Below are 12,567 nucleotides of genomic sequence, written 5' to 3'. Positions count from 1 at the left end.
GCACGCGCTGGCGAGGAGGTCGGATGGGCGAGCACGGTGGGTTCGGATTCGACCCGGACGAATTCGATCGCATGATCCGCGAAGGCAGCGAAGGGCTGCGCGACGTGTTCGAGCGCGTCAGCAGGTTCGTCGCCGCTCCCGGTGGCAGGTCGGGCTGGTCGACGATCTTCGAGGACATGTCGCGGCGACCCCGCCCCCGCGCCCGAGACCGCCGGCGAGGCCGGCGAGGGCGTGTGGGCCATCTACACCGTGGACGACGGCGGCGGCGCGCGCGTCGAACAGGTCTACGCGACCGAGCTCGACGCCCTGCGCGCGAACAAGGACAACCTCGACCCGAAACGCAAGGTGCGGTTCCTGCCCTATGGCATCGCGGTCAGCGTCCTCGACGACGACTCCGAAGAGACTGCGTAGCAGTCGTTTTCGGCTCAGCCCTGGGTGACGACGTTCGAGTCGCCGGAGTTGCTGATCTTCGGCGTGCCCGAGTGGTAGGTCACCTTGTTGTTGAAGCCCGACGCGGTGATGGCGTCGGCGGCCTCGATGGTGACCGCGTTTTGCACCCCGGAGACCGAGAGGCTGGCGCAATGCCCGGTGATCGTCACCGTGTTGGACACGCCGCTGACGCTGACGATGTTGTCGTTGCACGCGATGGTCCGGCTCTCGTTGATGCCCGCGACGCTGAGCCGGGCGCCGCGCGGCGGGGCGGGTGAGGTCGACGGCGCTGCTCGCCGCGAGGCCGACGGGGCGGGACTCGTCGAGACGCTCGGCGGCGAGGTGATGAATGACTTCACGCCGGAAATCTGGTGTGCGGCAAAGGCGGCGATGCCTCCCGCGAGTGCGATCACACCGATCACGATGACGGTGCCAAGGATCCACCACACGCGGTTGCCCGAGGGGCTCGGCGGCGGCGGTCCGGTGACCGGGCCGCCGTAGGTCCACGCCGGCGGCGGTGGCGGGGCGCCCGGGGTCGGCGGCGGATGGGCCTGGCCGGCGGACGCGGAGCTGCCCTGCTCTGAGGCCCACGCCGACTCGGCGAGCGGGCGCTCGAGTTCCCGGATCCGCTCTTCCGGGTCATCGTTTGCTGCCATGCATTGAATATGCCATTCGCTTCTGCGTTTTCGGCCCGTTCGGTAGTTTTGGGGATCGTGCCCGATTTGCCGAACCGCCAGGTGTTGTTGCGTCGTCGCCCGTCGGGGCTCGTCCGGCCCGACGACACGGAAATGGTCACCGCGCCCGCGCCCGAACCCGCCGAGGGGGAGGCGCTGCTGCGCACCACCTACGTCGGCATCGACGCGGCCGCCCGCACCTGGCTCGACGACCAGCCCAGCTACCTTCCGCCGGTGCAGCTGGGTGAGGTCATCCGCGCGGCCGGCATCGGCGAGGTGGTCGCGTCGCGGTGTGACGCGTTCGCCGTCGGCGACGTCGTCACGACGCTGACCGGGTTTCAGGAATACGTGATCATCCGCGACGACCTGTTCAGCACGCCGATCCCGGGCGAGGACGACCAGCTGGCGATCATGTCGGTGTACGGGCCGACCGGCGCCACCGCCTATTTCGGGATGACCGACATCGGCCGACCGCAGCCCGGGGAGACGGTGGTGGTGTCGGCGGCCGCGGGGGCCACCGGATCGGTGGCCGGGCAAATCGCCAAGATCGCCGGCGCCCGGGTGGTGGGCATCGCGGGCGGCCCGCAGAAATGCCGGGCGGTGGTGGAGGACTTCGGGTTCGACGCGTGCATCGACTACAAGAACGACGACATCGTCGCGGCGCTCAAAAAGCATTGCCCGCAACGGGTGGACGTCTACTTCGACAACGTGGGCGGGCCCATCCTCAACGCCGTGCTGGGCCGGCTGGCCCCCCGCGCGCGGGTGGTGCTGTGCGGCGTCATCTCCAGCTACCTGACCGGCGACCACCCGGGGCCGGCGAACTACGTGAACCTGTTGTCCAAGACCGCGCTGATGCAGGGCTTCAACGCGCTGGACCAGTGGGGCCGCTTCGACGAGGCGTTCGCCGCGCTGCGCGGCTGGGAGGCCGAGGGCCGACTTCACCACCGGCAGACCATCTTTGAGGGCATCGAGTCGTGTGTCGACGCCCTCAACGGCCTGTTCACCGGCGTCAACGTCGGCAAGACGCTGGTCAAAATCAGCGAACCCGGCGCGCGCTGAGGCCGCGGGATGCGCCGCACCCCCACCGCGTGGTGTTATAACACCGTTTGCGAGAGTTGCCTGGGGAGAGCGCGCCGGGCTTGACGTGCCGGCTTTCAACGATGGGTGGTTTGTAGATGGATCGTCGCAGCATGATGTTGATCTCGGGGCTCGGCATGCTGGGGGCTGCGATGCGCTTGCCGGGTGCCTGGGCCACCCCGCCGGCGCCGCAGGCGCCGCCGGCCGCCGGCGGCGGGCCCTACATCTTCGCCGACGAGTTCGACGGGCCGGCCGGCTCGCCTCCCGATCCCGGCAAGTGGACGATTCAGACCTGGCAGGACGACGTGTTCCCGCCCGTGGAGGGGATCTACCGCGACGATCGCCAAAACGTGTTCCAGGACGGCAATTCCAACCTCGTCCTGTGCGCAACCCACGATCTGATGAGCAACACCTACTACAGCGGCAAGCTGCGCGGCAACTTCCGCAGCATGATCAACCAGACCTGGGAGGCGCGGATCAAGCTGGACTGCTTGTTCCCCGGCCTGTGGCCGTCCTTCTGGGGTGTCAACGAGGACCCGCTGCCCGACGGCGAGGTCGACATCTTCGAGTGGTACGGCAACGGCGACTGGGCCCCCGGCACCACGGTCCACGCGGCGTCCAACGGGAAGACCTGGGAGGGCAGGTCGATTCCCGGTCTGGTCGACGGCAACTGGCACACGTGGCGAATGCACTGGGGCGAAGAGGGATTCGAGTTCTTCCGGGACGGGGCGCAGTACTACAAGGTGCCCAACAAGCCCATCCACGTCGCCGGCGGCGCGCCCGACGACTTCCGGTGGCCGTTCAACAACCCCGGCTACTGGATGACCCCGATGTTCACGCTCGCCGTAGGCGGGGTGGGCGCCGGTGACCCCGCCGCGGGTGTCTTCCCGGCGTCCATGCTGGTGGACTACCTGCGCATCTGGTAGCGGTCATTTCGTGGCTTTGAGCACCTGAACCAGGTTGAACTGCCACCGCTCGACCAGCCGGAAGCCCAGGTCGTGCGGCACCGCGAACGCCGGGGTCGGCCCGTAGCGGGGGCCCGGCGGCAGCGCGGCGCCCCGCTCGTGCGCCGGCTGTGACGGGTCGGCCTGGGTGATGATCCAGACCACGCCGCAGTGGCTCAACGGCTTGGCGACGACCTCGGGGATGAGGTTGGTGTCGAAGACGTCGTTGCGGTCGGTCGCGCGCTGCCACAGCGTCAGGTCGACCAGCTTGCGATAGGCATCCGGGCGAGCCGCCAGCAACGGGCGCATGGGGGCCGGCATGAACGTCACCGTGTCGTTCACCAGCAGACAATCGCCCGGCGCGGCCCGCGCGGTGATCAGGTCGGCCACCTGGCTGTAGTCCATCCCGTATTTGGCGTACGGGTTGCGCTGCGCCCGAACATAATTCGGCGCCGCCGCCACGGCGAACAGGCCGACCAGCGCCGCGGTGACCCAGGGCCTGGCGGCCACCGCGCCGCCGCAGACCCCCAGGATCAGCGCCATCGCGGGCGCGGTGAACGACAGGTAGCGCGGCGTGTAGATCGAGTGCACCAGCACCGAATAGGTCAGGATCGCGGCGGTGGGAATGGCCAGCCACCCCGCCGCGAGCACCAACAGCTGCCGCTCCGATGGCGCCAGCCGCGCGGACCCGCTGAGCCACAACACAATCGCCGCACACATCAGCAGCGCCGCCAGGATGGCGAACGGGGGGCTTCGCTCGAAATACTGTTGCATCACCACGTCTTCGATGGTGCGGTGACCGATCGGGGCGACCCAGCTGATCTGGTGCGCCTGGCCGGCCACCGTCAACAGGAACGGCAACACCGCACCCACCGCCACGGCCGAGGCAGTGGCGAAGCGCGCCAACACGGTTCGGCCGCGGTGGAAGACGACGACGAAGACGACGTACGCCCCCAGCAGCAGCGCGATATACGCGTCGAGCACGATCGAGAGGGCCAGCGCGACACCGTAACCCAGCCACAACCGCCGGGTGTCGCGGCGCGCGGCGTGGACGAGCAGGACCGTCAGCCACACCGCGGCCATCATCGACAGGGCATAGGGCCGCGCCTCGATGCCCGCCCACGTGGTGCGGGGCAGGATCGCGCAGAACGTGCCGGAGGCGATCGCGACTGTCCGCGACGAGAACTGCTTGCCCAGCACCACCACGCCGGCGGCCGCGCCCCCCGCCGCCAGGCCACTCGGCGCGCGCGACCAGAACTCGGTGGCCGGAAAGACCTGAAACCACCCGTGCATGAGCAGGTAGTACAGGCCGTGGACGGCATCGACATTGCCCAGCATGTGCCACATCTGGGCCAGCGAACGGCTGTAGGAGGCCGAGATGGTCGCGGCCTCGTCGTACCAGAAGGAGGGCCGGGCGGCCCCGGCCATGCTCACCGCGACGGCCAGCGCCGCGACGAGCAACGGGTCCAGCGCGGCCGCCACGGCAGGCCGGCGGCTGCCGAGCACGCCGGGGCTGAACACATCGCTATGGTGCCAGAACGGCCCGGGAGGATCGGCCGACCGGGCCCCTGATTCGAACGTATGATCGATCAATGGGACGGCTCGCATCGATCGGGTACAACGGCCAACCGGTCCGTGACCCGTTTCGCGCGGTCCGCCCGCCCATCGCCGTCCTGGTCGACCTGACGGTGCTGTTCCCGCGTGAGCCGCACCGCTCGGGGCGCTATCAGCCCAACGGGCTGCAGCTGCACAAGGTCGTCGAGGGCCGGCTGAGCTGCTGGGCCCTGTGCGAGCAGGGCGACTGGTGGGGCCTGGTGACCTATCCCGTCGCCTACGGATCCCGGCGCAAGACCGTGACGCACTGGGTGCCGGCCTGGACGCTGCGCCGCAAAGCCTGACCGCACCGCGCAATGCGATGATTGCTGCCCGTGGACGCAAGTTGGGCCTCGGTCCTGAGCAAGCTCGTCGCGCTGGCGGCCGTCATTGCGCTGTCACCGATCACGGTCATCCCCGCGGTGCTCGTGCTGCACGCGCCCCGGGCGCGCCCGGCCAGTCTCGCCTTCCTCGGCGGCTGGCTGGTGGGGCTGGTCGCCTTCACGGCGGCGTTCGTCGCCGGCTCGGAGGCGCTCAGCGGCTTCCATGCGACCCCGCCGAAATGGGCGTCCTGGGTGCGCCTGGTCTTCGGGGTGGCGCTCCTCGCGCTCGCGGCGTTCCACTGGTTCACCCGGCACCGCCACCGCAGCATGCCGCGGTGGATGCGGTCGTTTTCCACGCTCTCCCCGGCGCGCGCCGGGGTGGTGGGGGCGGTCCTGGTGCCGCTGCGGCCCGAGGTGCTCATCCTGTGCGCGGCGGCGGGTTTGGCCGTCGGCAACAGCAGCCTGAGCGCCGGCGGCGAGTTGGTCGCGGCCGCGATCTTCGTCGTCGTCGCCGCGTCGACGGTGGCGATCCCGATCCTGGCCTATGCCGGCTCGGGTGACCGCTTCGAGGGAACGCTGGAACGTCTCAAGGCCTGGATGGAGGCCAACCACGACGCGATGCTGGCCGTGATCCTGTTCCTGATCGGGTTGATCGTGCTCTACAACGGGATTCGCGCGCTGGCCTGACCCGCGTTCGGCCGACTCCGGCGCGTTTCGGCGTCACTTCGGCACGGCAATGGGAGGATGCCGCCCATGGCAGGAAGCTGGGGCACGGTGCTGACCGGGCTCGTTCCGCTCGGACTGGTCATCTCGCTGTCGCCGCTCACGGTCATCCCGGCGGTGCTGGTGCTGCAGGCGCCGCGGCCGCGGCCGAGCAGCCTGGCGTTCCTGGGCGGTTGGCTGCTCAGCCTGGCCGCGCTGACGGCGCTGGCCGTCGCGGCCTCCGGGCTGCTCGGCGGCTTGGACAAGGCGCCGCCGCGGTGGTCGTCGTGGCTGCGCGTGGTGCTGGGCGCGGCGCTGATCGCGTTCGGCGTTTACCGGTGGCTCCGCCGAAACGACCAATCCGAGTCGCCGGCGTGGATGCGCTCGTTCGCCAACATCACCCCGGCCCGCGCCGGGATCACCGGCGCGGTGCTAGCCCTCGTGCGCCCGGACGTGGCGCTCATCTGCGTCCCGGCCGGATTGGGGATCGGCACCAGCGGGCTCGGCGTCGCCGGCGACTGGGCGGCCGCCGCGTTCTTCGTCGCCATCGCGGCCTCAAGCGTCGCGATCCCGATCCTGGCCTACGTGGCCGCCGGCAGCCGCCTCGACGACACGTTGGCGCGCCTCAAGGACTGGATGGACCGCAACAACGCCGCCCTGCTCGCGGCCGTCTTGGTGGTGATCGGCGCGATGGTGCTCTACCACGGGATTCACGCCCTGTAGCCGCCGTCGGCCAGGCCGGCGTCGGCTTCGAGCCTGTTGGTCGCCCCAAAGGCCAACTCGCGGAACAACTCCCGACCGTAGCCGGTGAGCATGCCCAGATAGCCGCGGGCCGCCCATTGCTGCGCGTGCCGCTCTTCGTGGTGCAGCACCCGGTCCAGGTCCAGCCGGGTGCAGCGCGGCGCGCCGTGCCCGTCAAGGCACCAGGTGTGCCCGGAGGCGACGACCCGGCACAGCTGCTCTGCCGGGTCGTCGAGCCGGCCCAGGTTCACCATGAAGATATCGCCCCACGTGGTGCCGCCCCGCTGGCTGAACAGCCGCTGGATCCAGTTGCCGCCCAACCCCATCAGCATGCCGTTGGGGGTGGTGACCAGGCGCCCCCCGTTGCGGTGCACGAACGGGACGTCGCGGGTGTAGCTCCAGCCGTTTGCCTGCTGCCGCAAGCGGATTCGGGTCACCTCGGCGGCGCAGTGAGGGGTGGCCGGGAAGTCGGTGGGTCGCTTGCCCGCCGCGCCGTAATCGCTGCCGGCGTTCAGGATGTAGGTCATCAGCGCCGCCGCGCGAGCGTCGCCCCCGCCGGCGCTGGGCGGCAGCAGGAAGAAGGATTGGCCGGCCGGGTCCTTGATCTCTTGCATCCTCGCGAGGACCACGAAGCTGGCGCGCGTGATGTCGTGGCGCCGGCTGATCTCGGCGAGCGCGTGCGGGGGCACGCCGCGGCGCTCGGCGTTCTCCCGCCATCTCGTGCAATAGCCCTGTGCGTCCATGTCTTTCCGATCGATTGTCACCCATGGTTAGGGTGGAGCGAATGAACAGGCGGCCCTGGCGACGCGCGCGCGGCGTCAAACAGATCACCCGAGGACTCGGCACGCTGGATCGCGAGCTGTTCGACGCGATCGCCGAGACGGACACCCCGCTGCTGGACACGGTCATGCCGCGGTTGACGCGCGCGGCCGACCATTCGAAGCTGTGGCTGGCCATCGGCGCGGCCCTGCTGGCCACCGGCAGGCACAGCGCGCAGCGCGGCGCGACCCGCGGGCTGGTGACGCTGGCCGCCACCAGCCTGGTCACCAACCAGTTCGCCAAGCGCATCCGGCGGCGCCCGCGTCCCGGCTACGACTTGGTGCCCCTCGTCCGGCAGGTCCGCCGCCGCCCGACGTCGAATTCCCTGCCGTCGGGGCATTCGGCCAGCGCGGCCGCGTTCGCCGTCGGGGTCGGCCTGGAGAACCCGCCGCTGGGCTTCGGGCTGGCGCTGCTGGCCGGGCTGGTGGGCCTGTCGAGGGTGGCGACCGGCGCGCATTACCCGGGCGACGTCGTCGCCGGGTTCGGGATCGGGTCCGGCCTGGCCGTGCTGGGTGGCCGCCTCGTGCCGCCGATCGTCGAAACCGCCCTTCCGCGAACGGAACCGCTGCGCGTCGAGACGCCGCCGCGGCCGGACGGCGCCGGCGTGGTCCTGGTCATCAACCCGGAGTCGGGCAGCGGCACCGGGGCCCGCGTGCTCGACGAGGTGCGCGCCGAGCTGCCGAAGGTGGACATCCGCGAGCTGGGTCCCGACGACGACCCCGTCGAGGTCTTGCGTGGCGCGGCCGCCGGCGCCGAGGTGCTCGCGGTGGGCGGTGGCGACGGCACGGTGGCGGCCGCGGCCGGGGTGGCCATCGACGCCGGGCTCCCGCTGGCGGTCTTCCCCGCCGGCACGTTCAACCACTTCGCCAAGGACATCGGCTGCGACACCGTGGCCAAGACCGTCGACGCGATTCGGCGCGGCAGCGTGGCGTGCGTGGACCTGGTGTGCCTCAACGACTCTCAGATGGTGCTCAACACCGCCAGCATCGGCGCCTACCCGGCGTTCGTGCGGCGGCGCGAAAAGCTCGAGAAGCGCATCGGCAAGCCGCTGGCGGGTCTTTACGCGATGCTGCGCACGCTGCGCAAGGAAGAGCCGGTGCGCATCTGTTACGACAACAAGACCCTGCTGACTTCGCTGTTCTTCCTGGGCAATTCGCTGTACCTGCCCACCGGTTTCGCGCCGGCGCGGCGGACCCGCATGGACGACGGCCTGATCGATGTTCGCATCCTCGAGGCGGGCCGGCCATGGGCCAGGACCCGGATCCTGACCGCGCTGGCGCTGGGCCGGCTGGAACGCAGCCCGCTCTACCACGAGTTACAGGTGCCCGAATTCAGCTTCAGCGCCGTCGACGGCCCCACGACCGTTGCCCGCGACGGCGAGGTCGGGGACAAATACGACCAGGCCCGCTTCACCGCGAAATACCGGATCCTTCCGGTGTTTCGTCCGCTTCCCGACGCGCGGCCCCCTCGGTGAGATCGCGCACCCGCGCGTAGCGGGCGGGCACCTCGGGCGAGGGTTCGGCGGTGTATTCGTGCGTCGGCGGCGGCTCCCACGCAGGCGGCCGGGGCGAGCCGCTCAGCGCCCAGGCCGCCTGCCGCGCCGCGCCCGCCGCGACGTACTGCGCCGGGGCGGGCGCCAGCACCGGCATGCCGAACACTGCCGGCGCTATCTCGCGCAGCGCCCTGGATTGCGCGCCGCCGCCGACCAGCAGGATGCGGCGCGCGACGACACCGCGCGCGGCCAGATGCGCGACGCCGTCGGCGAGCGAGCACAGCAGTCCCTCCACCGCGGCCCTGGCCAGGTTGGCCGCGTTCGCGTTGGAGACCCGCAGGCCGTGCAATGCCCCGGTTGCGTTGGGCCGGTTGGGTGTTCGCTCACCTTCGAGGTAGGGAACCATGACCACACCTTCGCTGCCCGGGGGCGCCGACAGCGCGAGCGTCGACAGCTCGTCGTGATCGACCCGCAGCATCGCGGCCGCGGCGTCGAGCACCCGCGCGCCGTTGAGCGTGCACACCAGCGGAAGGTAGCGCCCGGTGCCGTCGGCGAATCCGGCGACATACCCCGCGTCGTCGCGGACCGGATCCGCGGTGACCGCGGCCACCACCCCCGACGTGCCGATCGAGACGATCACGTCGCCCTCTTGGGCGCCGAGGCCCAGCGTCGCGGCGGCGTTGTCGCCCAGACCCGCACCGAATAGTGTTGTGCCACTGCTTGTCCCGTCGGATGGGCCCAGCACGGTGGGCAGCCGCGGACGTCGGCCGCGCAGCGCCAGTTCCAGCAGATCGAGGCGGTAGTCGCCAGTGGCGGCGTCGTAGTAGCCGGTGCCGCTGGCGTCGCTGCGATCGGTCGTCAGCCCCGCGATGTCGGCGTCACCGCGCAACCGCCACGTCAGCCAGTCGTGGGGCAGGCAGACCGCCGCGGTGCGGTCCGCGTGGCGCGGCTCGTGGTCGGCGAGCCAGCGCAACTTCGCCACGGTAATCGCGGCCAGCGGCACGACGCCGACGGCTTGGGCCCACGCGCGCGCCCCGCCCAGCTCGCGCACGAGGGCGTGCGCGGCGTCGGCCGAGCGCACGTCGTTCCACAGCAGCGCGGGCCGCACCACCGCGCCGGTTTCGTCCAGGCACACCATGCCGTGCTGCTGCGCGCCGACGGCCACAGCATCGACGCCATCCAGCCCGCCCGCGTTCGCAATGGCCTCTCGCGCGGCGGATTCCCAAGCGCGCGGGTCGATTTCGGTCCCGCTCGGGTGGCCGGCCTGGCCCTCGCGGACCACCGCTCCGGTCTCGGCGTCGCACACCAGCACCTTGCAGGATTGCGTCGAGGAGTCGATCCCGGCGACCAGCGTCATGACGCGTCGTCCCCGACCAGGGCCCGCAGCGTGGCGCGCGCGCCGCGGCGGTGCAGGCAGTCCAGGGTCCACCGGTAGGCGTCGCGGAAGCGCGGGGCGTCGATGAGGTCGCCGAACACCGGGCGGTTGGCCAGAAACGCGTCCTGGTCGTCGCGTTGCGAGCGGGCGAGCGGCACCAACGTGTCGGACAGCCGGTCGATCACCTCGATCGGTTGGCCCTGTTCGTCGACGCCCTCGGCGTAGCGGGCCCAGCTCGCGACGATCGCCGCGGACAGCCGCACCGGACCGCCGGTGCGCAGATTGTCGTGCACGACCGGCAGCAGCCATTTCGGGATGCGGTCCGAGGAGTCGGTGCACAGCCGGGCGACGGTGTCGCGCGCGTAGGCGTTGGCGAACCGGGGGAGTAGTTGGTTGCGGAACTCGGTCAGCCCCGGGATTCGTGTCAGCGTCGGCATGGCCTCCGAATCCAGGTAGCGGGCCAGGAATTCGGCGATCACCGGATCCTGGGCGGCCTCGTGCACCAGGCGGTATCCGGCCAGGTATCCGAAGTAGCACAGGCCCTGATGGCCGGCATTGAGCAACCGCAATTTCATTGCCTCGTACGGCGCGACGTCGTCGACCAGCTGCACACCGGCCTGGTCCAGGGGCGGGCGCCCGTCGGCGAAGTCGTCCTCGATCGCCCACATGGCGAACGGCTCGGCCACCACGGGCCGGGCGTCGCGCACGCCGTATTCGGCCTCCAGCCGCTCGGCCACGTCCGGCGTGGTCACGGGCGTGATCCGGTCGACCATCGAGTTGGGAAAGCGTGTCTTCTGGTTCATCCACTGTGCGAGTTCGGGATTGGTGCGCTGTGCGTAGGACGTGAATGCGCGCCGCGCCGTGTCCCCGTTGCCGACGATGTTGTCGCAGGACACGACGGTGGGGGAGGGCAGGCCGCGCGCCCGGCGCCGGTCGCACGCCTCGGTCACCAACCCGAACACCGCGCTCAGGGGCGGCTGGTAGCCGCCCTCGGTGATGGTGAGTGAGATGATCCGGGTTGCCGGGGCGGCGAGCAGTTCGATGACCGCGTCGGGATCCTCAGGCGCATAACGGAAGTCGACGATGGAGCCGATGACCCGCGGTTCCCGCGTGCCGTCGGGGTGTTCGAGGGTCAGCGTGTACAGGTGGTCCTGGTCGCGCAGCGCGTCGCGCATCTGTTGGTCGCCCGGCAGCACGCCGACACCGCAGATGCCCCAGTCCCGCGCGAGCCCGGCGTTGAGCAGCCGGTCGATGTACATAGCCTGGTGGGCGCGGTGAAAGCCGCCGACACCGAAATGCGCTATGCCGATGCCGATTTGGCTGCGGTCATAGGTCGGGACGGGGATGTCGAGACCGGTCAGGTTCCGTGCGTTCAGCTTCACTCGAGTGTCACCTTAGCGCGGAGTCCGCTGCGGCTAGCTGATTGCTAGGCGTTGGGGCAGAGGTCGCGCAGGGCGAAGATCACCACGTCGGCGGCCTGGCGGCCGTTGATCCCGCCGGAGCCCTGGTCGGCATCGGAGCGCTGCAGCGCCAGCAGCTCCAGCTGCTGCGGCGAAGCGCCCCACGAAAGCTGCTGACACAGATCCGCGCCCATCTGCAACAGCGCGTCGTCGCCGCCGTCGACGGCGTGGATCCCGGCGTTGTGCAGGTCGTTGAGGAAGGCGGCCTGGTCGGCCCGCGCCGGGCCGGCCCAGGCAATTCCCGAGATCAGAAGTGGACCCAACGTCAGCGCCGCTCCGATGAACCGGCCGTGCAGCCTGCGTGCCGCCATCCCACGTTCTCCTTGTGTCTTTGCGCGATGCGGATGATGCACCTTTACACAAAAGTGCATGGACCGCCGCGCGGGAGATCCGGAGGATGAATAGTCGGCGAAGACTGGCCGCGCGGCTGCGCGCGCGGTGTGCGAGGACTCAGCTCGGCGTGGCTAGCTTGGGCACAGATCGCGCATGGCGAAGACGACGATGTCGCCGGCCTGCTGGGGGCTGAGGCCGCCGGCTCCCTGTCGTTCGTCGGAGCGCTGCAGCGCCAGGCCCTCGAGCTGCGCGGGCGGGGCGCCCCAGGAAATTTGCTGGCAGATGTTCAGGCCCGCCTCCAGGAGTGCGGCGTCGCCGCCGGTCACGGCGTGGATCCCGTCCTTGTGCATGTCATTGAGAAAGCTGGCCGCGTCGGCCTGCGCGGGGCTGGCCCAGACGAGGCCGGCGAGAAGCGGGGCACCGAACAGCGCCGAGGCGATGAAACCGCCAGCTAGACGACGTGGTGACATATGCCCTTCCCCTCTGTCTGTCAACGGTTGCTCTCACGGTGTTCACTTCTATGTAACCTCCTGGACAGACTTTGTGCATCAAAAATTCCCTGTGAATGACCTGCGGGTAAATAAAGTCCGCGGGATTCGAAGTCG

Annotated in this window: 13 protein-coding genes and 1 pseudogene; 7 read left to right on the top strand and 7 right to left on the bottom strand. The window is 70.4% G+C overall.

Going from position 1 to position 12,567, the window contains the following annotated elements; all coding sequences use genetic code 11:
* Positions 1-23 precede the first annotated feature (23 nt).
* Positions 24-411 (top strand): annotated as a pseudogene (locus P6281_RS24120) (hypothetical protein).
* A gap of 14 nt (positions 412-425) precedes the next feature.
* On the opposite strand, the gene P6281_RS24115 reads toward P6281_RS24120, so the two are convergent.
* On the bottom strand, positions 426-1,085 hold the full coding sequence (locus P6281_RS24115) for a DUF3060 domain-containing protein (protein WP_008261624.1): 660 nt from the start codon (positions 1,083-1,085) through the stop codon (positions 426-428).
* A gap of 57 nt (positions 1,086-1,142) precedes the next feature.
* Here P6281_RS24115 and P6281_RS24110 point away from each other — a divergent pair, with 57 nt between their 5' ends.
* Together P6281_RS24110 and P6281_RS24105 are read left to right on the top strand one after the other, a co-directional pair.
* The gene (locus P6281_RS24110; protein WP_008261621.1) at positions 1,143-2,162 is read left to right on the top strand and encodes an NADP-dependent oxidoreductase; all 1,020 of its coding nucleotides are present in this window, start codon (positions 1,143-1,145) and stop codon (positions 2,160-2,162) included.
* Between the two features lie 116 nt (positions 2,163-2,278).
* Entirely contained in the window at positions 2,279-3,106 is an 828-nt protein-coding gene (locus tag P6281_RS24105; RefSeq protein WP_009956078.1) for a glycoside hydrolase family 16 protein, read from the top strand.
* A 3-nt stretch (positions 3,107-3,109) separates the two neighbouring features.
* Here the strand turns inward: P6281_RS24105 and P6281_RS24100 are convergent, their stop codons facing one another.
* Positions 3,110-4,645 carry a glycosyltransferase family 39 protein gene (locus P6281_RS24100; protein WP_036429635.1) on the bottom strand — a complete coding sequence of 512 codons (1,536 nt, stop codon included), beginning with the start codon at positions 4,643-4,645 and terminating at the stop codon, positions 3,110-3,112.
* Positions 4,646-4,716: 71 nt separating this feature from the next.
* Here P6281_RS24100 and P6281_RS24095 point away from each other — a divergent pair, with 71 nt between their 5' ends.
* From P6281_RS24095 to P6281_RS24085, 3 genes are all read left to right on the top strand, one after another.
* Positions 4,717-5,022, top strand: coding sequence for a hypothetical protein (locus tag P6281_RS24095; protein WP_008261617.1), 306 nt, complete (start codon positions 4,717-4,719; stop codon positions 5,020-5,022).
* A 30-nt stretch (positions 5,023-5,052) separates the two neighbouring features.
* Positions 5,053-5,727: a GAP family protein gene (locus P6281_RS24090; protein ID WP_008261616.1), complete on the top strand. Its 675-nt coding sequence runs from the start codon at positions 5,053-5,055 to the stop codon at positions 5,725-5,727.
* A 66-nt stretch (positions 5,728-5,793) separates the two neighbouring features.
* Positions 5,794-6,465 carry a GAP family protein gene (locus tag P6281_RS24085; protein WP_008261614.1) on the top strand — a complete coding sequence of 224 codons (672 nt, stop codon included), beginning with the start codon at positions 5,794-5,796 and terminating at the stop codon, positions 6,463-6,465.
* Here P6281_RS24085 and P6281_RS24080 read toward each other — a convergent pair.
* Positions 6,453-7,226 (bottom strand): hypothetical protein, encoded by a 774-nt coding sequence (locus tag P6281_RS24080; RefSeq protein WP_008261612.1) that lies wholly within the window; start codon positions 7,224-7,226, stop codon positions 6,453-6,455. The genes P6281_RS24085 and P6281_RS24080 overlap by 13 nt on opposite strands.
* Positions 7,227-7,267: 41 nt before the next feature.
* On the opposite strand from P6281_RS24080, the gene P6281_RS24075 reads away from it, so the two are divergent.
* The gene (locus P6281_RS24075) at positions 7,268-8,776 is read left to right on the top strand and encodes a bifunctional phosphatase PAP2/diacylglycerol kinase family protein (RefSeq protein ID WP_008261610.1); all 1,509 of its coding nucleotides are present in this window, start codon (positions 7,268-7,270) and stop codon (positions 8,774-8,776) included.
* Here the strand turns inward: P6281_RS24075 and P6281_RS24070 are convergent.
* The 4 genes from P6281_RS24070 to P6281_RS24055 form a co-directional block, all read right to left on the bottom strand.
* The gene (locus P6281_RS24070; RefSeq protein ID WP_008261608.1) at positions 8,712-10,151 is read right to left on the bottom strand and encodes an FGGY family carbohydrate kinase; all 1,440 of its coding nucleotides are present in this window, start codon (positions 10,149-10,151) and stop codon (positions 8,712-8,714) included. The two genes, P6281_RS24075 and P6281_RS24070, sit on opposite strands and share 65 nt — an antisense overlap.
* Positions 10,148-11,551: a mannitol dehydrogenase family protein gene (locus P6281_RS24065; protein ID WP_014385954.1), complete on the bottom strand. Its 1,404-nt coding sequence runs from the start codon at positions 11,549-11,551 to the stop codon at positions 10,148-10,150. Before P6281_RS24065 ends, P6281_RS24070 begins: the two co-directional genes overlap by 4 nt.
* Positions 11,552-11,595: 44 nt before the next feature.
* Positions 11,596-11,940, bottom strand: a complete 345-nt coding sequence (locus P6281_RS24060) for a DUF732 domain-containing protein (protein ID WP_008261604.1) — start codon at positions 11,938-11,940, stop codon at positions 11,596-11,598.
* A gap of 153 nt (positions 11,941-12,093) precedes the next feature.
* Positions 12,094-12,432 carry a DUF732 domain-containing protein gene (locus tag P6281_RS24055; protein ID WP_008261601.1) on the bottom strand — a complete coding sequence of 113 codons (339 nt, stop codon included), beginning with the start codon at positions 12,430-12,432 and terminating at the stop codon, positions 12,094-12,096.
* Positions 12,433-12,567: the final 135 nt, after the last annotated feature.

Origin of the sequence: Mycobacterium sp. 5-140-3-2 (assembly GCF_035666375.1) — a bacterium.
Taxonomy (GTDB): domain Bacteria; phylum Actinomycetota; class Actinomycetes; order Mycobacteriales; family Mycobacteriaceae; genus Mycobacterium; species Mycobacterium intracellulare.
The sequence above is the reverse complement of the archived record's forward strand: the minus strand, read 5'-3'. Positions and strand labels throughout refer to the sequence as shown.

Coding starts and splice junctions, on each gene's coding strand:
- P6281_RS24115 (WP_008261624.1), bottom strand. CDS start 1,085: ATGGCAGCAAACGATGACCCGGAAGAGCGGATCCGGGAACTCGAGCGC.
- P6281_RS24105 (WP_009956078.1), top strand. CDS start 2,279: ATGGATCGTCGCAGCATGATGTTGATCTCGGGGCTCGGCATGCTGGGG.
- P6281_RS24095 (WP_008261617.1), top strand. CDS start 4,717: ATGGGACGGCTCGCATCGATCGGGTACAACGGCCAACCGGTCCGTGAC.
- P6281_RS24085 (WP_008261614.1), top strand. CDS start 5,794: ATGGCAGGAAGCTGGGGCACGGTGCTGACCGGGCTCGTTCCGCTCGGA.
- P6281_RS24080 (WP_008261612.1), bottom strand. CDS start 7,226: ATGGACGCACAGGGCTATTGCACGAGATGGCGGGAGAACGCCGAGCGC.
- P6281_RS24075 (WP_008261610.1), top strand. CDS start 7,268: ATGAACAGGCGGCCCTGGCGACGCGCGCGCGGCGTCAAACAGATCACC.
- P6281_RS24070 (WP_008261608.1), bottom strand. CDS start 10,151: ATGACGCTGGTCGCCGGGATCGACTCCTCGACGCAATCCTGCAAGGTG.
- P6281_RS24060 (WP_008261604.1), bottom strand. CDS start 11,940: ATGGCGGCACGCAGGCTGCACGGCCGGTTCATCGGAGCGGCGCTGACG.
- P6281_RS24055 (WP_008261601.1), bottom strand. CDS start 12,432: ATGTCACCACGTCGTCTAGCTGGCGGTTTCATCGCCTCGGCGCTGTTC.